Genomic DNA, 25,129 nt, shown 5'->3' with positions numbered 1-25,129 from the left:
CGCCTCCGCCTGGGCCCTGCCCAGCCACGGGCGTAGCGTCGCCCCGTGCTCCTCCGCGACGTCCGACGCCTCGACCTCGGCACCTTCGTGCGCCCGGCGTCCGAGACCGGCACCGGCGCGCCGCGGGTGGAGCCGGTGCACGCCTACCTCGTGCCCATCGCCTCCGGGCTGCTGCTCTTCGACACCGGCCTCGGCGAGGCCGATCCGGAGACCGAGGCGCACTACCGACCGCGGCGCACTCCCCTGCCGCGGGCGCTCGCGTCCGTCGACGCCGACCTCGACGACGTCGCGCTCGTCGTCAACTGCCACCTGCACTTCGACCACGTCGGGGCGAACCCGATGCTGGCCCGACGCCCGATCCTCGTGCAGGCCCGCGAGCTCGAGGACGCCGGCCAGGAGGGCTACACCGTCCCGGAGCTCGTCGAGGCGCCGAGGCTGCGCTACGAGCGGCTCGACGGCCCGGCCGACGTCGCCCCCGGCGTCCGGATCGTGCCGACCCCCGGGCACACCGCCGGCCACCAGTCGCTGCTGGTGGAGTGCGACGACGGTCTGCTCGTGCTGGCCGGCCAGGCCCACGACACCGCGTCGCACTGGTCGAGCGACGTGCTCGCCGCGCGCGCCCCGGCGCTCGGGCACGAGGAGCCCCTGCCCGCCCCGAGCCCGTGGCTGGCCGGGATCCTCGCGCTCGACCCGCAGGAGGTGCGGTTCGCGCACGACGCCGCGGTGTGGCGCCCCTGACCGTCGCGAGGACGCAGGGCTCCGCTCAGATCGTGCGGATCCAGTGGTCCGCAGGCGCCTCGGGCTTGTGGGGCACCGTCTCGCGGGTCTCGACCCAGCCCTCGCCCCACGCGGCCGTGGCCACTGAGCGCCAGAACGGACCTGCGCCCTCGTTGTCGTGCTGGAAGGGGATCTCCCAGCCGCCGGGGTGCAGGCCGATGACCTCGCGCGCCATCCGCGTCCCGTAGCCGCCGCGGCGCGCGGCCGGGACCACGAAGAACGCCTGCATGAGGTGCTTGCGCTCGACGCCGGGACGCACCAGCGCGAAGCCGACGGGGGCGTCCTCGCCGGTGTTCGGGTGCGGCTCCCAGGCCAGGTGGCCGTGGCGATCAGGCGCCGGGTAGGCGTCGAGCCACTCGTGGCGATAGCGGCCGTCGGCGTACGGGAACCCGCCGACGGCCGGGGCGAGGTCGTGGCGGAAGTCCTGCCACAGCCAGGCGACGACGTCCCACTGGTCGTCGGCGACCGGCCGCAGCGCCACGTCCGGGCTCTACTTCTTGCGCTCGGTGGCGCCCGCGCCGTCGGAGGAGAGCGCGGCCACGAAAGCCTCCTGGGGGACCTCGACGCGGCCGACCATCTTCATCCGCTTCTTGCCCTCCTTCTGCTTCTCCAGCAGCTTGCGCTTGCGGCTGATGTCGCCGCCGTAGCACTTGGCCAGGACGTCCTTGCGGATCGCGCGGATGTTCTCGCGGGCGATGACCCGGGCGCCGATGGCCGCCTGGATCGGCACCTCGAACTGCTGGCGCGGGATGAGCTCCTTGAGCTTGCCGGCCATCATCACGCCGTAGGCGTAGGCGGCGTCGCGGTGGACGATCGCGGAGAAGGCGTCGACCGGCTCGCCCTGCAGCAGGATGTCGACCTTCACCAGGTCGGCGGCCTGCTCGCCGGAGCGCTCGTAGTCGAGCGAGGCGTAGCCCTTGGTGCGCGACTTCAGCTGGTCGAAGAAGTCGAAGACGATCTCGCCCATCGGCAGGACGTAGCGCATCTCGACGCGGTCCTCGGAGAGGTAGTCCATGCCCTGCAGCGCGCCGCGCTTGGTCTGGCACAGCTCCATGATCGTGCCGATGTAGTCGCTCGGGCTGAGGATCGTGGCCCGGACGACGGGCTCGTGGACCTCGTTGATCTTGCCCTCGGGGAACTCGCTGGGGTTGGTGACGACGTGCTTCGAGCCGTCCTCCATGACGACCTCGTAGACGACGTTGGGCGCGGTGGAGATGAGGTCGAGGCCGAACTCGCGCTCGAGGCGGTCGCGGGTGATCTCCATGTGCAGCAGGCCGAGGAAGCCGCAGCGGAAGCCGAACCCCAGCGCGCCGGAGGTCTCCGGCTCGTAGGTGAGGGCGGCGTCGTTGAGCTGCAGCTTCTCCAGCGCCTCGCGCAGGTCGCCGAACTGGTCGCCGTCGATCGGGTAGAGGCCGGCGTAGACCATCGGGTTGGGGTGCTTGTAGCCGCCGAGCGGCTCGGTGGCGCCGCCGTGCAGCGTCGTGACGGTGTCGCCGACGCGCGACTGGCGCACGTCCTTCACGCCGGTGATGAGGTAGCCGACCTCGCCGACGCCCAGCTCGCCGGCCTTGACCTGCTCGGGGCTGATGACGCCGACCTCGAGCATCTCGTGGGTGGCGCTGGTCGACATCATCTTGATGCGGTCGCGGTGGTTGAGCTTGCCGTCGACCACGCGGACGTAGGTGATGACGCCGCGGTAGGTGTCGTAGACGGAGTCGAAGATCAGCGCCCGGGCCGGCTTGTCGGCGTCGCCGACCGGGGCGGGGGTCTGCGCGACGATGTGGTCGAGCAGCGCCTCGACGCCGAGGCCGGTCTTGGCGCTCACCTGGAGGACGTCCTCGGGCTCGCAGCCGACCAGGCCGGCCAGCTCGGCGGCGTACTTCTCCGGGTTGGCGCTGGGCAGGTCGATCTTGTTGAGCACCGGGATGATCTGCAGGTCGGCGCCCATCGCGAGGTAGAGGTTCGCCAGCGTCTGCGCCTCGATGCCCTGCGCGGCGTCGACGAGCAGGATCGCGGCCTCGCAGGCCTCCAGCGAGCGGGAGACCTCGTAGGTGAAGTCGACGTGGCCCGGGGTGTCGATCATGTTGAGCACGAAGTCGCCGGCCGGGGCGCCGAGCGCGTTGCCCTCCTCGACGCGCCAGGGCATGCGCACCGCCTGGCTCTTGATCGTGATGCCGCGCTCGCGCTCGATGTCCATGCGGTCGAGGTACTGCGCCCGGGCGCTGCGCTCGTCGACGACGCCGGTGAGCTGCAGCATCCGATCGGCCAGCGTCGACTTGCCGTGGTCGATGTGGGCGATGATGCAGAAGTTGCGGATGACCGACGCGTCGGTGCGGCCGGGCTGGGGCGCGGCGTTGATCGGGACAGCGGGCACGGGGTTCGTCTCGGGTCTCTCGCTCGGGTGGCGGTGCTGCGGGTGGCTGCGGGCTGGCTGGCTCCAGTGTCCCATCCCGCACCCGGCTGGGCCGAACCGATGGCCGAACCACGGTCCGGACCGCTGCCTGGACCGCTGCCTGGACCGCTGCCTGGACCGCTGCCTGGACCGCTGCCTGGACCGGCTCAGCCGCCGGGCGTCACCAGGCCGCGGTCGAAGGCGTAGACGATCGCCGCGGCGCGGTCGCGCAGGCCCAGCTTGAGGAAGATCCGCCCGACGTGGCTCTTCACCGTGACCTCGGAGATCACCAGCGTCTCGGCGATCTCGCCGTTGCTCAGGCCACGGCCGATGAGCCGGAGGACCTCGCACTCGCGCGGGCTGAGCTCCTCGACGTCCGGGGCGGCGGTCGCGGGCTCCGGCGCGGCCCGGTACGCGCTGAGCACCCGGGCGGTGACGCCGGGGTCGAGCAGGGCGTGCCCGGCGGCGACCGCGTGGACGCCCCGGACGAGGTCCTCGGCCGGGCTGTCCTTGAGCAGGAACCCCGCGGCGCCGGCGCGCAGGGCACCGGAGAGGAGGGCGTCGTCGTCGAAAGTGGTCAGCACCAGCACCGGCGGGGAGTCCGGCTGCGCGGCGAGCCGCTCGGTGGCGGCAATGCCGTCGACGCGGCGCATCCGCAGGTCCATGACGACGACGTCGGGCCTGGTCGTGGCGACCGCGGCGGCCACCTCGTCACCGTCCTCGCACTCCCCCACGACCTCGATGCCGTCGCGGCGGCGCAGGATCCGGCGCAGCCCCGATCGCACGAGCTCCTGGTCGTCGACGAGCAGGACGCGCACGAGGGCGTCGGGCTCCGGCTCGCCCGGCAGCCCGGACTGCGCGGACCGCGCGGACCGCGCGGACTGGCCCGTGCTCACTGGGTCACCACCCGGCGGATGGTCGAGAGCGCCGGCAGCGGGCAGCGGGCCCGCAGCGAGGCCGGCACCTCGCGGCTGGCACGCGGCAGCACGACGCGCACGGTCCACAGCGGACCCTCCAGGCCCGCGGTGAGACGGGCGCCGATCTGGTCGGCGCGCTCGGCCATGCCACGCAGCCCCGAGCCGCCGACGCCGCGCACGGCGCCGCGGGGCGCGGCGTTGCGGATCGTCAGCAGACCGGCGTCGCCGTCGAGGTCCAGGCGCACCAGCGCGCGGGAGCCGGGCGCGTGCTTGGCCACGTTCGCCAGCGACTCCTGGACGATGCGGTAGAGCGCGAGGGAGGTCGCGGGCGGCACCTCGGCGACGTCGCCGGAGCCCGGCGTCCACACGACGTCGAGGCCGGCCGCGCGGTAGTCCTCGACGAGCGCCGGCAGGTCGGCGACGCCCGGGAGCGCGGTGCGCTCCTCCTCGCCCTGCCCGAGGACGCCCACGACGCCGCGGATCTCGCTCATCGTCTGGCGACCCACGCGCTCGGCGTCGACGAGCGCGGCGACGACCTCCTCGACCTCCCCGCCGTCCTCGAGGTCGCGGCGCGCGGCGGTCAGGTGCAGCAGCGTCACGCTCAGGGAGTGCGCCACGAGGTCGTGGACGTCACGGGCGATGCGCTGCCGCTCCTCCAGCGCCGCCTGGCGCGCGTGCTCGACCTGGCGGCGCTCGCCGTCCTCGACCCGCAGCTGCTGGAAGCGCAGGATGAACCCGACGTCCCAGCCGATGACGATCGCGGTCATCCACACGCCGCCGGCGCCCATCGGCAGCGTGCCGTCGACGACCAGGACGAGGATGAGGGGCAGCGTGGCCGCGCAGAGCAGGCCGCTGCGCAGCAGCGGGAGGCAGGCGCCGACCTCGCCGACCATGACCACGAGCAGGAACGGCGCGAAGTCGTAGTCGACCGGGTGCAGGTGCATCAGCGCGAGGGTCGCGCCGCCGGTGAGCAGCCAGTAGAGCGGTGCGGGGGCGATCCGGCCGCGCACGGCGCCCAGCCACGGGGAGAGCGCGACGCCGACCAGCAGCGCCGCCCACGGCATGTCGCCGACCGGGCGCTGCAGCACCGTGATGAGGGCCGTGCCGAGCAGGGCGCTGTGGATGAGCGCCGGGATCCAGAGCGGGAACCCCGGATACCCGTTCGCGACCCACCGGTCGTGGGTCGCGGCCACCCGCAGGGTGACTCGCATCAGCAGGGCGCGCACGAGCCTCAGCGTAGGACTCCCCGAGCCCGGCCACATCCGACTCCGGGCGGAGCGCGGGACCGAACGCTCCGCCCCTGGCAGGGCGTCGAGGATCCGCCCGTCGACGGCCGCGGACCGGGCGCCCTGCGTCCTAGCGTCGAGCCATGCCGACCCTCACCTCCTCCCCCCGCCCGGCCCCCGCCTGGGAGCGCCACCACCTGCGCTCGGCAGGGCTGCGGGCCGTGCTGGCCGACGCCGACCGGCGCCTGGCCGCCGGCGCCCGCCTCGCCGAGCTGCGCCTCACCGTCGTCCCCGAGGGCTACGACGACCTCGACGACCTCCTCGTCCAGGTGCAGGGCACCTGGCTGCGCCGCCTCCACGTGCGCCTGGAGCAGGCGTGGGAGGTCGGCGTCGCCTCGCCGCAGCAGGCCGCCGCCGACGCCCTGGCCGCCACCGCCCGTGACCTGCCCGGCGTCCACGCCCTCCTCCGGGCGCACGCCGAGCATCCCGCCCTGCGGCGCCTCCCCCGCGCCGAGGCGCAGGCGGCCGCCCTCATCGGAGCCGTGCCCGAGCCCGGGCGCCGCTCCGCCTGATCCCCGGCGGGGCTCCCTCCCGGCCCCGCCGGCCCGTGCGAGAGTGCAGGACGTGACCGGCCACATCCCGCACGGCGCGACCGCGCGCCGACTCCAGTGGAGCTTCCTGCCGCCGGCCCTGCGCTCGGCCGTGGAGTCGCGCTGCGGCTCGCCGGTGGTCGACGCGCTCTCCTGCGACGCCGGGTTCACCCCCGGCATGGCCTCGGTGCTCACCTGCCTCGACGGCTCGCGTCACTTCGTCAAGGCGGCCTCCGTGCCCGCCCAGCGCGCCTTCGCCGACGCCTACCGCGAGGAGGCGCGCAAGCTCGCCCGCCTGCCCGAGGGCGTCCCGGCGCCGCGGCTGCTGTGGACCATCGGCGTCGGCCCCGACGGCGGACCGGCCGACGACGGCTGGGACGACTGGGTCGTCCTCGGCATCGAGCACGTCGAGGCCCGCCCGCCCGAGCGGCCCTGGCGGCGCGAGGAGCTCGACGCCGTCCTCGACGCGCTCGCCGCCACCGCCCCGCTCCTCGACCCGGCCCCCGAGGACCTCGAGCTGCCCCCGATCGCCGAGGAGTTCGGCTCCTGGCCCGGGCTGTGGCGTCGCCCGGCGCTGGCCGCCCTGCCCCGCGCCGCGGAGTGCACCGCGCTGGCCGACGCGTTCGTCCCGGCCACCGCCGGCGACGCGCTGGTCCACACCGACCTGCGCGACGACAACGTCCTGATCGCCGACGACGGCCGGGTGCTGGTCTGCGACTGGAACTGGCCGGCACGGGGCGCGGCCTGGCTCGACCTCGTCCTGCTGCTCATCGGCCCGCGCGGCGACGGGCTCGCCGTCGACGACGTCCTGGCCACCCACCCGCTCCTGCGCGAGGTCTCCGCCGAGCACGTCGACTCCTTCCTCGCCCTCTGCCTGGGCTACTTCCTGGCGATGGGCGCCGAGGCCACGCCCACCACCTCGCCCTACCTGCGCATCGCCCAGCGGTGGCAGGCGCGGGTCGTCCGCCGCTGGCTCGCCGAGCGGCGCGGCTGGCACGATGAGATCGCGCTCCTCGACGCGACCGAGGAGTCCGCCGCCAGCGACCCGCGGCACGCCCCGCAGAATGACCGGCTGGAGGACCTGCCGATTTGAGGCGGTCCGAGCGCCACTGTTAACCTCGTGCGTCGCGTGTCTGGCTGCTGCCTGCGCCGACCGCGGCTCGGCCCCCGACTCACTGCTCGGCCGAGACTCCAGACTCAGCTCCGCATCCGATTCGATCCGAAGGCATCTCAGTGGCGAACATCAAGTCCCAGATCAAGCGCAACAAGCAGAACGAGAAGCGCCACGAGCGCAACAAGGCCGTCAAGACCGGCCTGAAGACCGCCGTGCGCAAGTTCCGCGAGGCCGCTGAGGCCGGCGACAAGGACCAGGCCGTCGCGCTCGGCGCCGACGCCTCCCGCAAGCTGGACAAGGCCGTCTCCAAGGGCGTCATCCACAAGAACCAGGCCGCGAACCGCAAGTCGGCCATCGCCAAGAAGGCCGCCTCGCTCTGACGCAGGCCCCCGGCTTCTCGAAGGCCCCCACCGCTCGGCGGTCGGGGGCCTTCGGCGTTCCCGGCTTCGGTGGTCGAGCCTGCTGAGACCCCCGCACCACCCCAGCCGTCCCACCGGGGTCGGTGGTGGTCGAGGCTCAGCGGCGCTCGCGCAGACCGGCGATGGTGAGCACGAGGCGCTCGAGGGTGTAGGCGGGGTCGGAGGCGGCGCCCTTGATGTCGGCGTCGGCTCGGGCCACCGCGCGGATCGCCGCGGCGAGCCCCGGCGGGTTCCAACCGCGGGACTGCTCGCGCAGGGTGCGCAGCTTCCACGGCGGGACGCCCACCTCGCGGGCCAGGTCGGCGTCGCGGGCGCCGCGGCTCGCGCCCTGGAGCCGGGCCAGGCCGCGGGCGCTGCCGGCGAACGCGGAGGTGACCAGCACCCCCGGAGTGCCGTTGTCGAGCGCCCAGCGCAGCTCCTCCAGCGCCCGCTGGCGCTGGCCGGAGAAGGCGGCGTCGGCCACGGCGAAGGACTTCGCCTCGGCCCGGCCGCCGAAGTAGCGCTGCACCCGCTCGGCGGTGAGGGTCTCGCCGGGGAAGTCGTGGGCCAGCTGGTCGGCGGCGGCGGCGAGGGAGCGCAGGTCGTTGCCGATGGCCTGGACGAGCAGCCCGGCGGCCTCGGGGTCGATGCGGCCGCCGTGACGGCGGATCTCCGCCCCGACGAACGACGGGAGCTCGCTGGCCTTGAGCTCCTCCGAGCGCCACTCCGAGACGGCGGGCAGCTTGCGCAGCTTGTTCAGCGTCCCCGAGCCCTTGGGGCCGCCGCCGTGCACCAGCACGAGCGCGACGTCCTCCACCGGCGCGGTGGCGTAGTCGACCAGGCCGGCCGCCGACTCCTCGGGGAGGTTCTCCAGCGCCCGCACGACGATGCAGCGGGTCGTGGAGAACAGCGACGGCGCCGCGAGCTCGCCGAGGGTGGCGAGGGTGAGGTCGGCGGCAGGGCTGTCGGCGAGCTCGGCGTCGACGTCGTAGGCGCGGACCACCTCCCGCACGGTCTGGACGGAGCGCTCGTTGAAGAACTCCTCCTTGCCGGTGACCAGGACGACCCGGCCGAGGAGGTCGCCGATCTGGGGTCCGGAGGTGCGCGTGCCAGCCATGATGCGCTCAGCCTGTCACACCGCGCCGACACCGCCGTCGACTCCCCGGGCACCCCTCAGCCGACTCCTCAGCCGACTCCTCAGCCGACTCCTCAGCCGTCCGTCGCCGTCGCCAGGTCGCCGTCGGTGCCGGTGACCGCCAGCGAGCCGTCCTGATCCGTGCGCAGCACCCGCATCCCGGCCCGGCGCAGGTGGTCGAGGAGAGGGCCGTTGGGATGGCCGTAGTCGTTGTCGGCGCCCACGCTGACGAGCACCACCGAGGCCTGCAGGGAGTCCAGCCAGGCCAGGCTCTGGTAGCGGCTGCCGTGGTGGGGCAGCTTGAGCACGTCGGCCCTCAGGTCGGGACGCTCGCGGGCGAGGGCCTGCTGGCCGTCGGGCTCGAGGTCGCCGGTGAGCAGCATCGAGAGCCCGCCGCTGCGCACCAGCAGCACGACGCTGGCGGCGTTCGCCGTGCTGCCGTCGCCCGGGCCGGTGCGCGGCGGCCCCGGCTCGGGCCACAGCGGCTCGAAGCGGGCCTGGCCGACGTCGAAGGCGGGGCCGCGCGTCAGCACCCGCACCGGCACCCGGTGCTCGGCGGCCACCTCGCGCACCTCCGCGACGCCGCCGGGCGGGTCCTGGAGCGTGGTGACCAGCACGGCTCCGACCCCGCGGCCGTCGAAGACGCCGGCCAGGCCGTCGACGTGGTCGGCGTGGTAGTGGGTGAGCACGACCAGCGGGACGCTGCGCACGCCGAGGCGGTCCAGGCACCGGTCGACGAGCGTCGGGTCCGGGCCGGCGTCGACGACCACCGCCTCCCCCGCCGAGCCGGTGGACACGACCAGCGCGTCGCCCTGGCCCACGTCGCAGGCGACCAGACGCCAGCCCGCGGGCGGCCAGCCCGGGCTGGGCGGACGGACGAGCACGACGACGGCGAGCACCGCGAAGGCGGCCAGCCCTCCTGCCGGACGCGCTACCAGCCGCGGCCCGAGCACGACCATCGTCACGCAGAGCAGGGTGAGCACGAGCAGCCGCACGACGCCGCCGCCGGAGTCGACGGCCGCCAGCGGCACGTCGGCCAGGGTGCGCGCCACCAGCACGATCCATCCGACGCACCAGGCGGCGAGCGTGCCGACCAGGCGCCCGACCGCCACGCTGGGCACGGCGAGCAGTCCGCCCACCAGGCCCAGCACCGTGGCCGGACCGACCGCCGGGGCCGCGAGCAGGTTGGCGGCCACGGCGACGAGGCTGACCTGGCCCGAGAGCCCGGCGACGAGCGGAGTGCAGGCCAGCTGGGCGGCCACCGGCACCGCGATCGCCTCGGCGAGCCAGCCCGGGAGCCAGCGGCCGAGCGCGTCGCGCCAGCGCGGGCCCCACACGAGGATCCCGCCCGTCGCGAGCACCGACAGCGCGAACCCCGCCGAGGTGGCCAGCGTCGGCTCGGCGAGCAGCAGGAGCGTCACCGTGACCCCGAGCGCGCGGGTGCCGCGTCGACGTCCGTCGCCGCGGAAGGACAGCAGGGCGACGCCGCCCATGACCGCCGCCCGCAGCACGCTCGGCTCGGTGCGCGCCACCAGGACGAACCCCGCGATGCCCGCGGCGGCCAGCACCAGCGACCACCGGCCCCGCACGCCGCACCACCGGCCGACGCCGAGCAGGGCCGCCAGCACGAGGGTGAGGTTGGTGCCCGAGACCGCGAGCAGGTGGGTGAGGCCGGTGGTGCGGAAGTCGGCCGCGAGCTCGGGCGGCACGGCCACGTCGTCGCCGTCGACGAGCGCCGGCACCAGGGCGCGCTGGGCCTCGGGGCGATGGGCGACGCTGTCGCGCAGCCCCTGCCGCACGCGCGCCGCCATCCGCCACCACACGTCCGGCGGGGCCCGCACCGTCGGCGGCCCCCGCGGATCGAGCACGGCGGCGACATCGCCCTCCCCCGGCGCCAGCCGGCCCCGCGCCTCGACAGTGGCCCCCAGCGCGACCGGGGCCCACGACGGGTCCGCCATCACCAGCACCGGCGTGCGCACCGCCCATCCGCGCCCCCGCCCCTCGACGCGGAGCACCTGGGCGTGGAGGAGCAGGAGGTCCTCGAAGCGGCCGGCCACCGGGCGGGGGTCGTCGGTGACGCGCATCAGCACCGTGACCGACGCCCGCTCCTCGGCCAGCCCGCTGACCGGACCGTGGCGGAGCGGGTCGCCGTGGCCGATCGTCACGACCGCGCCCGCCGCGGCGCCGAGCAGGAGCACGGCGACGGTGCGACGTCCGAGGTCGCGGGAGCGTCGGGCACGCGCGGCCGCCACGAGACCCACCAGGACGCCGGCGCAGGCCAGGATGCCCGCCCAGCGGGCGACCTCGCCGTCCTGGACCCGCGTCGCGCCCGCGAGCGCACCCACCCAGCAGGCCGCCGCGACGGCCGGCATCCGCAGATCGACCTCGGGGACGGCGTCGAGCCTCACACGGTCACCAGCGGCGCGAGCTGACGCAGGGTGGCGTCGCCGATGCCGTCGACCTCCAGCAGCTCGTCGACGGAGGCGAACGCGCCGTGCTCGGTGCGCCAGGCCACGATCGCCTGCGCCGTGACCGGGCCGACCTGGGGCAGGGCCTCGAGCTGCTCGGGCGTGGCCGTGTTCAGGTTCAGGGGCGCCCCGGCAGCCGGGGCCGCGGCCCCTTCGGCCGCCGCAGCGCCCGGCACCGCGGCTGGAGCGGCGCGCCCGACGAGGATCTGCTCGCCATCGACGAGCACGCGCGCCAGGTTGAGCGCGCTGAGGTCGACCCCGCTGCGCGCTCCGCCGGCCGCCTTCAACGCATCGACCACCCGCGAGCCGGCCGGAAGCACCGCGATGCCGGGGCGACGCACCCGCCCCGCGACGTCGACGGTGACCCGGCCCGACGGGCTCGCCGAGGCTCCCGCAGCGGCCGGCGGCGTCGAGGCCGTCGAGCCGGCGGCTGCGTCGGACCCGGCCGACTCGGCTGGGCTCAACGGCGCGCCCGGGGGCACGCCGCCGGTGGAGATCGGGGCCGAGACGGGCACCGGACGGGCCCGCACCATCGACCAGCAGGCCCAGGCCAGGCCCAGGCACACCAGGACGGCGACGACGGCGACAGGGCCGGGCCCGAGCAGCCCCCGCGCACGCCCCAGCGCGTCGTGGATGCCGGCGACCCCCTGCACCCGGGCGCGCAGCCATCCGCCGACGTCGCGGCGATCGCGATCGTCGCGGCGCGACGCGTGACGCCCGGGCATCGGCACCCGCCACGGGTCGGGCTCCTCGCCCTCGTCCGCGCCGAGGTCGACCGACGCCTCCGCGCGCCCAGGCGCGTGATCGAGGGCGTCCTCGAGATCGGCACCGGCCAGCCCGGGCAGAGCCCGGCGCGGCGCCAGCCGGGTGTGACCGGCCCACCAGTCCGCCTGCGCGGGGGCCGCCCCGGCCTCGGACACGGTCTCGGGCGCCGCTTCAGCGACGGCATCGGAGGGCGCCGAGCCGTCGGTGGCCCGGGCCAGCTCGGCGCGCAGCTGCTCCCAGCGCCGGGCGAGGGCGTCGTCAGGGGGTTCGGGGCTTCGCGAGCGCATGCCCTCGACGCTAGGAGCGCGCAGGCTCGTCCGGCAGGGCCCGCAGCGGATCTGTGGAGGAGCCGGCAGGCAGCCCGCCTGTGGAGATCAGGCGGCTCCGGACCCGTCCTCGAATCCGGCGTCGGGCTCGTCCGCAACGTCCACCGGCGCGGGAGCCGACGGATCGACCGGGGCCACGCAGACCGCGATCATGCCGGGGCCGACGTGCGCCCCGAGCACCGCGCCCAGCTCGCCGCTGGCGATCTCGCCCACGACCTGCGCGCCGAGGCGCTCGGTGAGCCGGTCGGCCAGCGCCACCGCGCGGTCGGCGTTGGCCAGGTGCGCGACGGTGACCTCGACGGCCGCCTCGCCGGCGGCGGTGACCGCGTGCTCCTCGAGCCGGGCGAGCGCGCGGGCCGAGGTGCGCACCCGCTCCAGCGGCCCGACGCGGCCGTCGGTGATCTGCAGCAGCGGCTTGACCGCCAGCGCCCCTCCGAGCAGCGCGGCCGCCGCGCCGACGCGTCCGCCGCGCCGCAGGTACTCCAGGGTGTCGACGTAGAAGAACGAGGCCGTGGCCGCGGCCCGCAGGCGGGCCTGCTCGGCGACCGTCGCGGCGTCCTCCCCCCGCGCTGCCGCGGCCGCCGCGGCGAGCGCGGCGTAGCCGGTGGCGACGCCGACCTGCCGGGTGTCGACGACCGTCACCGGCACCGCGACCCGGCTCGCGGCCAGGCGCGCGGACTCCACCGTGCCGCTCATCTCCGCCGAGAGGTGCACCGAGACGATCGCGGTGGCGCCTTCGGCGGCCAGTCGCTCGTAGAGCGCGGCGAACACCTCCGGGCCCGGACGCGAGGTCGACACCGGCGTCCACTCCCGCAGCGCGGCCGCGACGACGTCGGGCGTCACCTCCGGCGAGCCCTCGTCGTGCACCGCGGCACCGATGATCACCTGCAGCGGCACGACGCGCACGCCGGCGGCCACGGCGACCTCCGCGGGGAGGCTCGCCGTGGAGTCGGTGACGACGACGACGCTCACCGCAGCGTCACACCACCACGTTGACGAGCTTCGGCGCGCGGACGATCACCTTGCGCACCGAGCGGCCGTCGATGGCGCGCAGCACGTCGGCGTCGGCCAGGGCCAGCGCCTCGAGGTCGGCCTCGCTGATGTCGGGCGCGACCTCCAGGCGGGCCTTGACCTTGCCCTGGATCTGCACGACGGCGGTGACGCTCTCCTCGACCAGCAGCGCCTCTTCGACGACCGGCCAGCCGGCGCGGGCGACGGTGGGCTCGTGGCCCAGGCGCTCCCACATCTCCTCGGCGGTGTACGGGGCGACCAGCGAGAGCAGGATCGCGACGGCCTCGACGGCCTCGCGCACCGCGGGATCGGCGGCGCCGCAGCCGGAGTCGATGGCCTTGCGGGTGGCGTTGACCAGCTCCATGGTGCGGGCGACGACGACGTTGAACCGGTAGCCCTCGACCAGCTGCGCGCACTCGTGCAGCGTCCGGTGGGTGATCCGACGCAGGGCGACGTCGCCGCCCTCGGCCGAGGTGCCCGGCGCGGAGTCGACGTCGCCGGCCAGGCGCCAGGCGCGCTGGAGGAACTTCAGCGACCCGGCGGGCGAGACGTCGGCCCAGTCGATGTTGTCCTCCGGCGGGCTGGCGAAGATCAGCGTCAGGCGGACGGCGTCGACGCCGAACTCCTCCAGCTGGGCGCCCAGGTTGATGCCGTTGCCCAGCGACTTGCTCATCTTGCGGCCGTCGTTGATGACCTTGCCCTGGGACAGGTAGGCCGTGAACGGCTCGTCCCAGTCGATCAGGCCGGCGTCGCGCAGCACCTTGGTGAAGAACCGCGCGTACAGCAGGTGCAGCACGGCGTGCTCGTCGCCGCCGATGTAGAGGTCGATGGGGCCCCACGCCTTGGCCAGGGCGGGGTCGAAGGCCTGCGTGGCGTCGTTCGGCGAGAGGTAGCGCAGGAAGTACCACGAGGAGTCGACGAAGGTGTCCATCGTGTCGGTGTCGCGGGTGGCCGCGCCGCCGCAGGACGGGCACACGACGTCGACCCACTCGGTGGCCGAGCCCAGGGGCGAGGTGCCCTTGGGCTTGAGGTCGGCGCCGCGCAGGTCGGGCAGCCGCACCGGCAGCTGGTCGTCGGGGACGGGGACCTCGCCGCAGGCCTCGCAGTGGATGATCGGGATCGGCGCGCCCCAGTAGCGCTGACGGCTCAGCAGCCAGTCGCGCAGGCGGAAGTTGACCGTGCCGGTGCCGTGGCCGTCGGCCTCCAGCAGCTCGATGACGCGACGGATCGCGTCGGCCTTGTCGGTGAGGCCATCGAGCGGGCCGGAGGCGACGTAGGTGCCGTGGCCGGTGGTGGCGACGCCGGACTCGGCGGGGTCCTCGGCGCCGGTGTCGACGACCATGCGCACCGGCAGGTCCATGACACGGGCGAAGTCGAGGTCGCGCTGGTCGTGGGCGGGGACGGCCATGATCGCGCCGGTGCCGTAGTCGGCCAGGACGTAGTCGCTGGCCCACACCGGCAGCCGCTCGCCACTGACCGGGTTGACGGCGTGGACGCCGAGGAAGACGCCGGTCTTGGGGCGGTCGGTGGCCAGGCGGTCGATGTCGGAGGCCTTGCGGATCTCCGTCAGGTAGTCCTCCAGCGCCGGACGCTGCTCGTCGGAGACCAGCGTCGAGGCCAGGGCGGCGTCGGCCGCGACCACCATGAAGGTGGCGCCCCACAGGGTGTCGGGGCGGGTGGTGAAGACGGTGACCGGCTCGTGGCCCTCGATCTCGAAGGTCACGTGCGCGCCCTCGGAGCGTCCGATCCAGTTGCGCTGGGCGTTGACGACCTTGTCGATCCAGGTGGGCTGCAGCTCGTCGAGGCAGTCGTGCAGCTCCTGGGCGTAGGCGGTGGTGCGGAAGTACCACTGCGTCAGCTCGCGCTTGGTGACCTCCGCGCCGCAGCGCTCGCAGGTGCCGTCGGCCAGGACCTGCTCGTTGGCCAGCACCGTCTGGTCCTGCGGGCACCAGTTGACCGGGGAGTTCTTGCGGTAGGCCAGGCCACGCTGGTGGAACTGCAGGAACAGCCACTGCGTCCACCGGTAGTACTCGGGGTCGGAGGTGTGCAGACGCCGGGTCCAGTCGAAGCTCGTGCCGTAGCGGCGCATCGAGGCCAGCTGCGTCTCGATGTTGGCGTAGGTGTAGGTGGCGGGGTGCTCGTCGTTGCGGATGGCGGCGTTCTCCGCCGGCAGTCCGAAGGAGTCCCAGCCCATCGGGTTGAGCACCTCGAAGCCGCGCTGCCACCAGTAGCGGGAGATGACGTCGTGGATCGCGAAGACCTCGGCGTGACCCATGTGGAGGTCGCCGCTGGGGTAGGGGAACATCGTCAGGGCGTACTTCTTGGCCCGCTCCCCCGCGAGCACGGCGGCGTCGTCGGCCCGGAAGGGCTGCAGCCCCTCCCACACCGGCAGCCACTTCTCCTCGGCCGCCCGGACGTCGTAACTCTCGCTCGCCTGCGTCTCGCTCATCTTCTCTCTCACCTGATCTCGGACCGGACCTGTCTCTCCTGGGCACGAAAAAGCCCCTCGGGCAGAGGGGCGGCCGCGTCGAGTCGTGCGTGTCGACGCGGCTAGGTAAGCAGGAGGCTCCGGCGCATGCCCCGATGCTATCGCGAGGCGTCGGCGCCCGACGTCAAGCACCTGTCGGCGTCCTGGGGAGAGGCGGGAGATTGGTCAGGGGAACTTGGGCGTCAGGGGCCCCAAGTTCCCCTGACCTTCCAGAAGTTCCCCGGTCAGCCGGGGAACTTCCGGCTCCCCCGGCTCACCACCCACCTCACTAGGGTGACCCCATGACCGTCACCGAGATGTTCCGCCTCGACGGCCGGGTGGCCGTCGTCACCGGCGCCAGCAGCGGCCTGGGCGTCGCGTTCGCGCAGGGCCTGGCCGAGGCCGGCGCCGACGTCGTGATCGCGGCCCGCCGCGTCGACCGGCTCGCCGAGACCGCCCGCCTCGTGGAGGCCGCGGGCCGCCGGGCGCTGCAGGTCGAGACCGACGTCGCCGACCCCGCCGCGTGTCAGCGGCTGATCGACCTGGCCATGGAGGAGTTCGGGCGGGTGGACGTGCTGGTGAACAACGCCGGCATGGGCACCGCCGTGCCCGCCACCCGCGAGACCGTCGAGGAGTTCACCCGCGTCATCGACGTCAACCTCAACGGCTGCTACTGGCTGGCCCAGGCGTGCGGCCGGGTGATGCAGCCGGGCTCGAGCATCATCAACATCTCCTCGGTGCTCGGCATCACCACCGGCGGCCTCCCGCAGGCGGCGTACTCCGCCTCGAAGGCCGGCCTCAACGGCCTGACCCGCGACCTCGCCCAGCAGTGGACGGGCCGCAAGGGCATCCGGGTCAACTCCATCGCGCCGGGCTTCTTCGCCTCCGAGATGACCGAGCAGTACCCGCCGGGCTACCTGGAGGCCCAGCAGTCGCGCATCCCCGCGGGCCGCAAGGGCGACCCGCGCGAGCTCGCCGCCACCGTGGTGTTCCTCGCCTCCGAGGCCGGCGGCTACATCACCGGCCAGACCATCCCCGTCGACGGCGGCATGACGATCGCCTGAGCCGGGAGCCACCGGGAGCCACCGCACACGCCCCTCGGCGTCTGGCTGGGTCTGGCCGGGTGCTCCCGGTCAGCGCTGGCGGAAGGCCACGCAGACCGACGGACGCGGGAAGTCGTCGCTGTGCGGCCAGGTGCTGGTCGGCGTCTCGAAGGTCGCCGTGTCGCTCTCGCCGGGGTGCTGGACGGCGAAGAACAGCGAGCGGTTGGCGTCGCCGACGAACGGGCCGCAGGTCTCCGCGCCGCGGGGCACGGTGAGGAACTGCTGCACGTGGCCGCGCTCGGGTCCGGCGACCGGCACCCGGAAGAGGCCGTCGTTGGAGCCGAGCACGTTGCCGTCGGTGGCGATCCACAGGTTGCCGGCGGTGTCGAAGGCGACGTTGTCGGGGCAGCTGATGGGGCTCACCTTCGACTTGTCGAACCCGCCGAACCAGGTCTCCGAGGCCGCGGGGTCGCCGCACACCAGGAAGAGGTCCCAGGCGAAGACGGTCGCCGTGTGGTCGTTGCGGCTGGCCGAGAGCTCGAGGATGTAGCCGTTGCGGTTGCCCGACGCCGAGGTCAGCGGCTGGCCCAGCGCGGAGCGCACCATCGAGGTGGCCAGCGGGTTGGCCTCGTCCACCGGGGTCGAGGACGACCCGCGGTTGGAGTTGTTCGTGAGCGCCGCGTAGACCTTCTGGTTCACCGGGTTGATGTCGACGTCCTCGGGACGGTCCATCTTGGTGGCGCCGACCTTGTCGGCGGCCAGGCGGGTGAAGATCAGGACGTCGTTGACGCTCATGCCGTCGACGAAGGACTCGGTGTCGGAGGCCAGCGCCACCCACTCGCCCTTGCCGTCGTAGACGCCGTCCTCGGAGCCGTCGCCGGTCAGCCGCGCGACGTAGAGGGTGCCGGTGGAGAGCAGCGTCTTGTTGTGCGCGCGGGCGCGGGAGGTGCTGGCGGGGTCGAACTTCTCCGCCGAGACGAACTTGTAGAGGTAGTCGCCGCGCTCGTCGTCGCCCATGTAGACCACGACGCGCTTGTCCTTGGCGACGACGACGTTCGCGCCCTCGTGCTTGAGACGGCCGAGCATCGTGTGCTTGCGGGGCGCCTCGGTGGGCTTGAGCGGGTCGATCTCGACGATCCAGCCGAAGCGGTGCACCTCGTGCGGCTCGACGCCGAGGTCGAAGCGGGAGTCGACCTCGCTCCAGCCGCGCGAGCCCGAGCCGGTGATGCCGTAGCGGGCGTACTGCGCGGTGTAGCGGGAGTCGAGGCTGCCGTTCTTGTCGAAGTAGCCGTTGAAGTTCTCCTCGCCCGAGAGGACCGTGCCCCACGGGGTCAGGCCGCCGGAGCAGTTCGCGAACGTGCCGCGCGCCAGACGACCGGAGGGGTCCTGGCGGGTTTTGAGGCGGTCGTCGCCGGCCGCGGGGCCCTCGATCACGAAGGGCGTCGTGGCGGTGATGCGACGGTTGTACGCGGCCTTGCGCAGGTTCGACTGACGACGCCAGGAGCCGGGCACCAGGCCCCGGGTGATCTGGACGACCGAGAGGCCGTGGCTGGCCATCGCGATCCGCTTGATCTGCGCGGAGGTGTACTTGCCCGTCGGGAACATCATGTTCTCGTTGGTGTACTCGTGGTTGGTGACCAGCAGCGCCTCGCTGCGGCTGCCCTGGATCGGCAGGACGCCCACGTAGTCGTTGTTGTAGCCGAACTGCTGCGCCGCGGCCTCGGGGGTCTGGGCGTAGGGGTCGAAGGCCGGAGCACCCGCGACGACCGGGTCGCCCCAGCGGATGATCACGTCCATGTCGAAGCCGCGCGCGGTGGTGACGGCGTCGCGCTTGTTCGGGGTGACGGAGGTGAAGGCCGCCCGCGCGAGGTCGTCGGTGGCGGTGGCGCGGCGACCGGCCGCGGAGACCGACGCCGGGGCCGCGGCGACGGGGCCCGCGAAGCCGGCGGCGAGGAGCGCGCCCGCGCCGGCGGCTCCGCCGAGCAGGGCCCGGCGGCCGACGATCTTGGCGATCTCGTCCTGGATGTGGCCGTTGGTGCTGGTGTTGGGCTCGGGCTGGTCGCAAGCGCTGGCGCAGCGGAAGTGGCAGGTCGCGTAGCTGCGCGAGCCGTGCCGCAGTCCGCCGCGCACCTCGGCGAGCGGAAGGAGGCGGCGGGACTCGGGGGCGAGGGTCATGCGGGTGACTCCGGTTCAGTCGGGGTTCGGTCGAGGTCGGGTCGAGGTCGGGTCGAGGTCGGGTCGGTGGTGACGGGATCGGGGTGCTCGCGAGCGCGGGCCGACGAGGTGGTCGGCCCCGGGTGTCGCGAGCGACGCGGCCGTGACGGTCCGGCCCGAACGGGACCGGCGCGGACGCGGGGCTGTGGGGTGGTGGCGGTGGAGCCGGCGGGTCAGCGCCGCGCGGCGGGAGCGCCGCCGTGCTGCGCGACCTGGCTGCCCTGGCTGCTCTGGTCGACGCGGTCGGCGTCCGGCGAGACGGGGTCGCCGGAGAACACGGCGCCGTAGAGCACCGAGCCGGCGACGAGGCCGGCGAGGAGGAGCGCCGCGTCACGACGGTCGCGCGCGGGGCGCGGCGGCCAGTCGGTGCGCGGGCTGGTGCGCGGAGTGGTGCGGGAGTGCGTCACGACGATGCCTTCCAGGCAGGGTCCGAGTCGCTCGTGGGGTTGCGAGCAGGCACAACCCACCAGTCGAGGGTGAACGGGTCGCGGCCCTCAGATGACGCGTCGGTGAGCGTCGCGGTACGCCTCGCCGGGGGTGCGTCCGGTCCAGCGTCGGTGGGCGCGGATGAAGGTGGTGGCGTCGGCGTACCCGAGCCGGCGGGCGACCTCCTGCACCGACAGCGAGGCCGGCGCGGCCAGCAGCGAGGCGGCCACGGCCGAGCGGACGGCGTCGAGCACCTCCTGGTAGGCGGTGCCCTCGGCGGCGAGCCGACGACGCAGCGTGCGCTCGCTCCAGCCGAGGTGGGCGGCGACGTCGGCCGCGGGCGCGCCGTCGAGGAGCCGCTGGGTGACGACGACGCGCACCTCCCGCGCGACCGGCCCGCTCTCGCGGCGGGTCTGGGCCAGGTCACGGCACAGGGCCTCGGCGGTGGCCCGCTCGACGGGCGCGCCCGCTCCGGCCACCGGCGCCTCGAGGTCGACGGCCGGGAAGCGCAGCAGCGCCTGGTCGGGCCCGATCACCAAGGTGGCGCCGACGCCGGGCGCGAGCTCGCCGAGCACGCCGGCGATCGCGGTGGCGTCGCGCGCGACGAGGAAGCCGCGGACGTCGGCGGGGATGCCGCTGCCGTCGAGGATGACCACGACGTCCTCGCCCTCCAGGCGCGGTCGCGGCAGCACGAAGGCGTGGCTGAGGTCGAGGTAGCGCAGGAACAGCTCGACGAGGTCGAGCACGGTGCGGCTGGTCGCCAGGGCGTACCCGAGGGCGCCGAAGGTGGCCGCGCGGTAGGCGTGCCCCAGGGCGGCGCCGCCGGCGGGACGCAGCCGCTGGAGGGTGCGCACGACGCGCAGCTCCTGCGCGGCGGTCACCTCGGCGGGCCGCTCGGGCCCGCCCCACACCGTCTCGAGCCCGGTGCCGGCCAGGAGCACCCGGCGGGTCAGGCCGAGCCGCTCGCCGTGCACCAGGAGCAGCTCGAGGCCGACCGAGGAGCGCGGGAAGGACCAGTCGTCGGCGGCCGGCTCGCCGAGCGCGACCCGACGCGTGCCTGCGCCACCGCCCGCCTCGTCGACCATGTCCGGCATTGTCGATCCTCCGGGGCCTCGATGCCAGTAGCGTCCCCGGTGTGAGTCCTCGCGTCGTCATCATCGGAGCCGGCTTCGGCGGCCTGGGCACCGCCCGGGAGCTGCTGCGCCGCGGCATCACCGACCTCACGGTCCTCGAGCGCGCCGACGACGTCGGCGGGGTGTGGCGGGAGAACACCTATCCCGGCGCCGCGTGCGACGTCCCGTCCCCGCTCTACTCGTGGTCGTGGGCGCCGAAGTCGGACTGGAGCCGTCGCTACGGCACCCAGCCCGAGATCCTCGACTACCTGCGCGAGACCGCCCGCGCCGAGGGCCTCCTCGACCTCGTGCGCACCGGCGTCACGGTCGTCGCCGCCGAGTTCGACGCCGACGCCGCCACCTGGACGGTCCGCTCGGACGCCGGCGAGACCTGGACGGCCGACCTGCTCGTCTTCGCCACCGGCCAGCTCTCGAACCCCGCGACGCCGCCGATCCCCGGCGAGCTCGACGGCCCGACGTTCCACTCCGCCCAGTGGCGTCACGACGTCGACCTGCGCGGCAAGCGGGTCGCGGTCATCGGCACCGGCGCCTCGGCGATCCAGTTCGTGCCCGGCATCGTCGACGACGTCGCCTCGCTGACGATCTTCCAGCGCTCGGCGCCCTACGTCGTCCCGAAGCCCGACCAGGCCTACCGGGCGCTGCACCACCGGCTCTTCGAGCGGGTGCCCGTCGCGCTCACCGCCGAGCGGGTCTCGTGGCTGTGGCTCACCGAGCGGTTCAACGGCGCCCTCACCGGCGGCTCCCCGATCAGCGGCCCGCTGCTGCGCACCATCGAGCGCGTCTGGCGCGCGACGCTGCGCCGCCAGGTCCGCGACCCCGAGCTGCGGGCCCGCCTCGTCCCGGACTACCCGCTGGGCTGCAAGCGCCTGCTGTTCTCCAACGACTGGTACCCCGCCCTGGCCCGCGAGCACGTCGACGTCGTCACCGAGCGTGTCGAGCGCATCGAGGGCGCCGGGGTGCGCACCACCGACGGGACGCTGCACGAGGCCGACGTGCTCATCTGGGGCACCGGCTTCGCGGCCACCTCGTTCCTGCACGGCATCGAGGTCACCGGCCCCGAGGGCGCCCTGGCCGACGCCTGGGCCGGCGGCGCGCGGGCCCACCTGGGCATCACCGTCCCGGGCTTCCCGAACCTCGCCATCGTCTACGGCCCGAACACGAATCTGGGGGGCTCGTCGATCATCGGCATGCTCGAGGGCCAGGCCGCCTACATCGGCGAGCTGGCCACGGCGCTCGCCGAGGGTCGCGCCCGCACCGTCGCCCCGCGAGCCGACGTCGTCGACGCCTACGACGCCGAGATGCAGCAGCGGCTGGCCGACGGCGTCTGGTCGGGCTGCAGCAGCTGGTACGTCGAGAAGACGCCCGGCGGCGGCACCCGCATCACGACCAACTGGCCCGGCCTGGTGGGCGAGTACGTCGAGCGCACCTCCCACGTCGACTGGGACGAGCTGGTCGTCACCCGCTGACCGGCGAGACGGCCGGGGCGCTCTCGAGCGCCCGGGCCTTGGCCCAGCGGTAGTCGGCCTTGCCCGAGGGCGACCGCTCGACCTCCGGCACCCGGATGACGGCCTTGGGGAGCTTGTACCGGGCGACGTGCTCGGCGGCCGCGGCGACGAGCTCGTCGTCGCTGATCTCGACGTCCTCGCGCAGGGCGACGATGGCCACCGGCTCGCTGCCCCACCGCTCGGAGGGGCGCCCGACCACGACGACGTCCCGCACGGCCGGATGGGCGCCGACGGCCCGCTCGACCTCCTCGACGAAGATCTTCTCCCCGCCGGAGTTGATGGTGACGCCATCGCGTCCGAGCAGCCGGATGCTTCCGTCCTCGAGGAGGTCGGCGCGGTCGCCCGGCACGGAGAGCCGCACCCCGTCGATCACCGGGAAGGTGCGGGCGGTCTTCTCGGCGTCGCCGAGGTAGCCCAGCGGCACCCGGCCGCGCTGGGCCAGCCAGCCGCCGCCCTCGCCGGGCTCGAGCACGCGGGTGAGGAGGTCGTCGACGACCGTGGTGGTGGGCACGGGCGTGAAGGTGGCCGTGGCGGCCTCCATGCCCTTGAGCGACATCGAGCTCATCTGCAGCCCGGTCTCCGAGGAGCCGGCCGCGTCGAGCACGATCAGGTGCGGGACGAGCGCGAGCAGCCGGTCGCGCACCGCCGGGCTCAGCGGGGCGCTGCCGTTGTTGACCGCCATCAGGCCCGACAGGTCGTGACGACCGGTCTCGATCTCGGCGATGAGCGGACGCACCATCGCATCGCCCACGACCGGCAGGCTGACGCAGCGCTCGCGCACCGCGACGGTCAGCACGTCGGCGGGGTCGAAGGTGTCGACGCGGTCGGGCAGCACGATCGCTCCCCCGCCGCTGATCAGGTGGAAGGTCGACCACTGGGCGGCGCCGTGCATGAACGGCAGCGCCATGAGGGTGCGCATGCCGCCGCCGGCCGCCACGGCAGCCGCGGCGATCTGCTCGTAGGCGGTGTACGGCTCGTTCGTGCCGAACGGGGTGCCGCCCATCGAGGTGACGTAGATGTCGTCGTTGCGCCACAGCACGCCCTTGGGCATGCCGGTGGTGCCGCCGGTGTAGAGGACGAACAGGTCGTCGCCGGTGGGCTCGGGCAGCGGGTCGCCGGCGGGGACGGAGGTCAGGGCGTCCTCGTAGGCGACGGCGCCGGGCAGCAGCGCGTGCCCGGAGTCGTCGGCCACCTGGACGAGCACGCGCAGGTCGGGCAGGTCGGCCCGGATGCGCTCGACGGCCGGGGCGAACTCGGCGTGGTAGATCAGCGCGGTGGTGCGGGCGTCGAGCAGCAGGTACCGCAGCTCGTCGTCGACGTAGCGGTAGTTGACGTTGAACGGCGCCACGCGAGCGCGGTAGCCGGCCACCATGCCCTCGAGGTACTCCGGGCCGTTGCGCAGGTACAGCCCGAGATGGTCCTGCCCGGACTCGTGACCGGCGAGCTCGCCGCGCTCGACGTGCAGGCCGAGGCCCTGGGCGTGCAGGAAGCGGGCCAGTCCGTCGACGCGGGCGTCCATCTCGGCGTAGGTGCGCCGCAGGTCGCGCCAGACCAGCACCTCCTGGTCGGGCACGGCGGCCGCGACCGTGGCGAAGACGGTGGAGAGGTTGAAGCCGTCGCGCATGCGCACTCCTGGGAGAGACCCCGAGAACCTGTTCTAGGCCGGGATGCTAGCGCGGTGTGACGTCGGGCACATCCGGCTCGCGGCGGGCGAGCAGGCTCCAGGCGGCGAGCCCCACCGGCGCGAGGAGCGCGAGCCCGATGAGCGCCATGCCGCAGCGCCCGGCGAGCAGCAGGGCGTGCGAGGTGACGTGGACGTCGTCGGGCGCCGGACCGACCAGCGGCCGGATGTCGCGACGTCGCGGGGTGTCGAAGCCGAGGATCCCGAGCCCCATCAGGAGGAGGCCCGCGGCGAACGCGGGGATGAACGCGGCGAAGGCGGCCACCCCGGGCCGCCCCGCGCGGAGCAGGGACCCCACCGACCAGAGGCCTCCCACGAGCAGCGACAGGATCATCGCCAGACACAGACCGGAGGGCACGGCGATCGCCGAGGCGAGCAGCGCGATCAGCCCCGCCGTGGCCGCGTCGCTCGGTGCGGCACCGACGAGCGCCAGCAGGAGGACGACCAGGAGGGCGTGCCCGATCCACACGCCGACGCCGGCTGCCAGGCCGCGCAGGCACCCGACGAGCTCCTCGCGCTCGGCGCGTCGCTGGGCGGCGCGCCCCCGGGGACGACGGGGAGCCTCCCCGCCCGGAGCCGCGGCCGCGGTCCGGACTCCCAGCGCCAGCCACACCGCGGCGATCACCAGGGGCGGCGCCAGAGGCAGGAGGTAGGCCAGGGGACGCTCCGTGCCGTCGTCGCCGGCCAGGACGGCGAAGGCAGCGGTGGCGGGCGCGGAGGTCAGCACCCACGCCAGCACGAGCCAGCGTGCGGGGATCCGGCGGCGGGTGTCGTCGGTCACGACGCCGATCCTCCCCCGCCGGGGATGCGAGGAATCACGACGTCCCGGGATAAGTTGCCAAGGACAACCAACAGTTCTGCGCTCAGGAGAGACCCACCCGATGTCGGTGCACGACAAGACCCCACCCGCACCCGCGGCCCCCGCCGACCCGCACGCCCCGTCGGCCGAGGCGCTCGCCGCCGAGGCCGAGATCCGCGGCCACACCTCCGCCGCGCGCGCCCGCGCCGAGCTGCTCATCGTCGGCACCGCCGCCCTGGCGGTCTCGATGGCCCAGACCCTCCTCGTCCCGGTGCTGCAGGTGCTGCCCGGCCGCCTGGACGCCACTCCGTCCGACGTCGAGTGGCTGCTGACCTCCACGCTCCTGGTCGCCGCCGTCTCGGTGCCCGTGATGGGCCGCCTCGGCGACATGTTCGGCAAGCGCCGGATGCTGCTCATCGCGCTCAGTGCGCTGGTGATCGGCTCGCTGCTGTGCGCCGTCACCAGCGACCTCGCCCTGCTGATCGTCGGCCGCGGCATCCAGGGCGTCTCGATCGCCGCGATCCCGCTGGGCATCAGCCTGCTCAGCACCCTGCTCCCCCGCGAGCGGGTCGGCTCGGCCATCGCCGTCGTCAGCGCCATGCTCGGCGTGGGCGGCGCGCTCGCCCTGCCCATCGGCGGCCTGGTCGGCGAGCACGCCGACTTCCACGTGCTGTTCTGGATCACCGTCGTCGTCGGCGCCGCGTCCCTCATCGCGACGCTGCTCGTCGTCCCCGAGTCGCCG

The 25,129-nt window shown here is 74.4% G+C and carries 21 protein-coding genes; 7 read left to right on the top strand and 14 right to left on the bottom strand.

Annotated elements, in window-relative coordinates; all coding sequences use genetic code 11:
- Window positions 1-45: 45 nt before the first annotated feature.
- Window positions 46-738, top strand: coding sequence for an MBL fold metallo-hydrolase (locus ACZDWJ_RS03070; protein WP_463519445.1), 693 nt, complete (start codon window positions 46-48; stop codon window positions 736-738).
- 25 nt (window positions 739-763) lie between these two features.
- Here the strand turns inward: ACZDWJ_RS03070 and ACZDWJ_RS03065 are convergent, their stop codons facing one another.
- From ACZDWJ_RS03065 to ACZDWJ_RS03050, 4 genes are all read right to left on the bottom strand, one after another.
- Window positions 764-1,258: a GNAT family N-acetyltransferase gene (locus ACZDWJ_RS03065; RefSeq protein ID WP_463519444.1), complete on the bottom strand. Its 495-nt coding sequence runs from the start codon at window positions 1,256-1,258 to the stop codon at window positions 764-766.
- Between the two features lie 9 nt (window positions 1,259-1,267).
- Window positions 1,268-3,151, bottom strand: coding sequence for a translation elongation factor 4 (lepA, locus tag ACZDWJ_RS03060; RefSeq protein ID WP_463519443.1), 1,884 nt, complete (start codon window positions 3,149-3,151; stop codon window positions 1,268-1,270).
- 185 nt (window positions 3,152-3,336) lie between these two features.
- Window positions 3,337-4,065 carry a response regulator transcription factor gene (locus tag ACZDWJ_RS03055; protein WP_463519442.1) on the bottom strand — a complete coding sequence of 243 codons (729 nt, stop codon included), beginning with the start codon at window positions 4,063-4,065 and terminating at the stop codon, window positions 3,337-3,339.
- A complete protein-coding gene (locus ACZDWJ_RS03050; protein ID WP_463519441.1) occupies window positions 4,062-5,312 on the bottom strand; it encodes a sensor histidine kinase in 1,251 nt (416 codons plus the stop codon). The genes ACZDWJ_RS03055 and ACZDWJ_RS03050 overlap by 4 nt, the downstream gene beginning before the upstream one ends.
- A 143-nt stretch (window positions 5,313-5,455) precedes the next feature.
- Here ACZDWJ_RS03050 and ACZDWJ_RS03045 point away from each other — a divergent pair, with 143 nt between their 5' ends.
- The 3 genes from ACZDWJ_RS03045 (at window position 5,456) to rpsT (ending at window position 7,396) form a co-directional block, all read left to right on the top strand.
- Window positions 5,456-5,884: a hypothetical protein gene (locus ACZDWJ_RS03045; protein ID WP_463519440.1), complete on the top strand. Its 429-nt coding sequence runs from the start codon at window positions 5,456-5,458 to the stop codon at window positions 5,882-5,884.
- A 52-nt stretch (window positions 5,885-5,936) separates the two neighbouring features.
- On the top strand, window positions 5,937-6,995 hold the full coding sequence (locus ACZDWJ_RS03040; protein ID WP_463519439.1) for a phosphotransferase family protein: 1,059 nt from the start codon (window positions 5,937-5,939) through the stop codon (window positions 6,993-6,995).
- A gap of 140 nt (window positions 6,996-7,135) precedes the next feature.
- A complete protein-coding gene (rpsT, locus tag ACZDWJ_RS03035; protein ID WP_463519438.1) occupies window positions 7,136-7,396 on the top strand; it encodes a 30S ribosomal protein S20 in 261 nt (86 codons plus the stop codon).
- A 136-nt stretch (window positions 7,397-7,532) separates the two neighbouring features.
- Here rpsT and holA read toward each other — a convergent pair whose 3' ends face one another.
- The 5 genes from holA to leuS form a co-directional block, all read right to left on the bottom strand.
- A complete protein-coding gene (gene holA, locus ACZDWJ_RS03030) occupies window positions 7,533-8,531 on the bottom strand; it encodes a DNA polymerase III subunit delta (protein WP_463519437.1) in 999 nt (332 codons plus the stop codon).
- 92 nt (window positions 8,532-8,623) lie between these two features.
- A complete protein-coding gene (locus tag ACZDWJ_RS03025) occupies window positions 8,624-10,957 on the bottom strand; it encodes a DNA internalization-related competence protein ComEC/Rec2 (protein WP_463519436.1) in 2,334 nt (777 codons plus the stop codon).
- Window positions 10,954-12,069 carry a ComEA family DNA-binding protein gene (locus tag ACZDWJ_RS03020; protein WP_463519435.1) on the bottom strand — a complete coding sequence of 372 codons (1,116 nt, stop codon included), beginning with the start codon at window positions 12,067-12,069 and terminating at the stop codon, window positions 10,954-10,956. The genes ACZDWJ_RS03025 and ACZDWJ_RS03020 overlap by 4 nt, the downstream gene beginning before the upstream one ends.
- A gap of 87 nt (window positions 12,070-12,156) precedes the next feature.
- A complete protein-coding gene (locus ACZDWJ_RS03015; protein WP_463519434.1) occupies window positions 12,157-13,080 on the bottom strand; it encodes a DegV family protein in 924 nt (307 codons plus the stop codon).
- Between the two features lie 7 nt (window positions 13,081-13,087).
- A complete protein-coding gene (gene leuS / locus ACZDWJ_RS03010) occupies window positions 13,088-15,568 on the bottom strand; it encodes a leucine--tRNA ligase (protein ID WP_463519433.1) in 2,481 nt (826 codons plus the stop codon).
- Window positions 15,569-15,888: 320 nt separating this feature from the next.
- On the opposite strand from leuS, the gene ACZDWJ_RS03005 reads away from it, so the two are divergent.
- Entirely contained in the window at window positions 15,889-16,650 is a 762-nt protein-coding gene (locus tag ACZDWJ_RS03005) for an SDR family NAD(P)-dependent oxidoreductase (RefSeq protein ID WP_463519432.1), read from the top strand.
- A gap of 69 nt (window positions 16,651-16,719) precedes the next feature.
- Here ACZDWJ_RS03005 and ACZDWJ_RS03000 read toward each other — a convergent pair whose 3' ends face one another.
- From ACZDWJ_RS03000 to ACZDWJ_RS02990, 3 genes are all read right to left on the bottom strand, one after another.
- On the bottom strand, window positions 16,720-18,804 hold the full coding sequence (locus tag ACZDWJ_RS03000) for a PhoX family protein (protein WP_463519431.1): 2,085 nt from the start codon (window positions 18,802-18,804) through the stop codon (window positions 16,720-16,722).
- Window positions 18,805-19,016: 212 nt separating this feature from the next.
- Window positions 19,017-19,250 carry a hypothetical protein gene (locus ACZDWJ_RS02995; protein ID WP_463519430.1) on the bottom strand — a complete coding sequence of 78 codons (234 nt, stop codon included), beginning with the start codon at window positions 19,248-19,250 and terminating at the stop codon, window positions 19,017-19,019.
- 87 nt (window positions 19,251-19,337) lie between these two features.
- Window positions 19,338-20,363 (bottom strand): helix-turn-helix transcriptional regulator, encoded by a 1,026-nt coding sequence (locus ACZDWJ_RS02990; protein ID WP_463519429.1) that lies wholly within the window; start codon window positions 20,361-20,363, stop codon window positions 19,338-19,340.
- A 41-nt stretch (window positions 20,364-20,404) separates the two neighbouring features.
- Between ACZDWJ_RS02990 and ACZDWJ_RS02985 the strand changes: the two genes are divergently transcribed.
- Window positions 20,405-21,868 carry a flavin-containing monooxygenase gene (locus tag ACZDWJ_RS02985; RefSeq protein WP_463519428.1) on the top strand — a complete coding sequence of 488 codons (1,464 nt, stop codon included), beginning with the start codon at window positions 20,405-20,407 and terminating at the stop codon, window positions 21,866-21,868.
- On the opposite strand, the gene ACZDWJ_RS02980 is transcribed toward ACZDWJ_RS02985, so the two are convergent.
- The gene (locus tag ACZDWJ_RS02980) at window positions 21,858-23,531 is read right to left on the bottom strand and encodes an acyl-CoA synthetase (RefSeq protein ID WP_463519427.1); all 1,674 of its coding nucleotides are present in this window, start codon (window positions 23,529-23,531) and stop codon (window positions 21,858-21,860) included. The genes ACZDWJ_RS02985 and ACZDWJ_RS02980 overlap by 11 nt on opposite strands.
- Before the next feature lie 46 nt (window positions 23,532-23,577).
- A complete protein-coding gene (locus ACZDWJ_RS02975; protein ID WP_463519426.1) occupies window positions 23,578-24,369 on the bottom strand; it encodes a hypothetical protein in 792 nt (263 codons plus the stop codon).
- Between the two features lie 100 nt (window positions 24,370-24,469).
- Here ACZDWJ_RS02975 and ACZDWJ_RS02970 point away from each other — a divergent pair.
- Window positions 24,470-25,129: MFS transporter (locus ACZDWJ_RS02970; protein ID WP_463519425.1), on the top strand; the 660-nt coding region annotated here is incomplete at its 3' end.

It is taken from the genome of Nocardioides sp. B129/18 (genome assembly GCF_055282735.1).
Note: the sequence above shows the minus strand (reverse complement) of the source record. Positions and strands in the feature narration are given on the sequence as shown.

Bases quoted from the DNA above. Each gene is read 5' to 3' on its own strand.
- ACZDWJ_RS03045 (WP_463519440.1), top strand. From the start codon at position 5,456: ATGCCGACCCTCACCTCCTCCCCCCGCCCGGCCCCCGCCTGGGAGCGC.
- holA (WP_463519437.1), bottom strand. From the start codon at position 8,531: ATGGCTGGCACGCGCACCTCCGGACCCCAGATCGGCGACCTCCTCGGC.
- ACZDWJ_RS03020 (WP_463519435.1), bottom strand. From the start codon at position 12,069: ATGCGCTCGCGAAGCCCCGAACCCCCTGACGACGCCCTCGCCCGGCGC.
- leuS (WP_463519433.1), bottom strand. From the start codon at position 15,568: ATGAGCGAGACGCAGGCGAGCGAGAGTTACGACGTCCGGGCGGCCGAG.
- ACZDWJ_RS03005 (WP_463519432.1), top strand. From the start codon at position 15,889: ATGACCGTCACCGAGATGTTCCGCCTCGACGGCCGGGTGGCCGTCGTC.
- ACZDWJ_RS03000 (WP_463519431.1), bottom strand. From the start codon at position 18,804: ATGACCCTCGCCCCCGAGTCCCGCCGCCTCCTTCCGCTCGCCGAGGTG.
- ACZDWJ_RS02990 (WP_463519429.1), bottom strand. From the start codon at position 20,363: ATGCCGGACATGGTCGACGAGGCGGGCGGTGGCGCAGGCACGCGTCGG.
- ACZDWJ_RS02980 (WP_463519427.1), bottom strand. From the start codon at position 23,531: ATGCGCGACGGCTTCAACCTCTCCACCGTCTTCGCCACGGTCGCGGCC.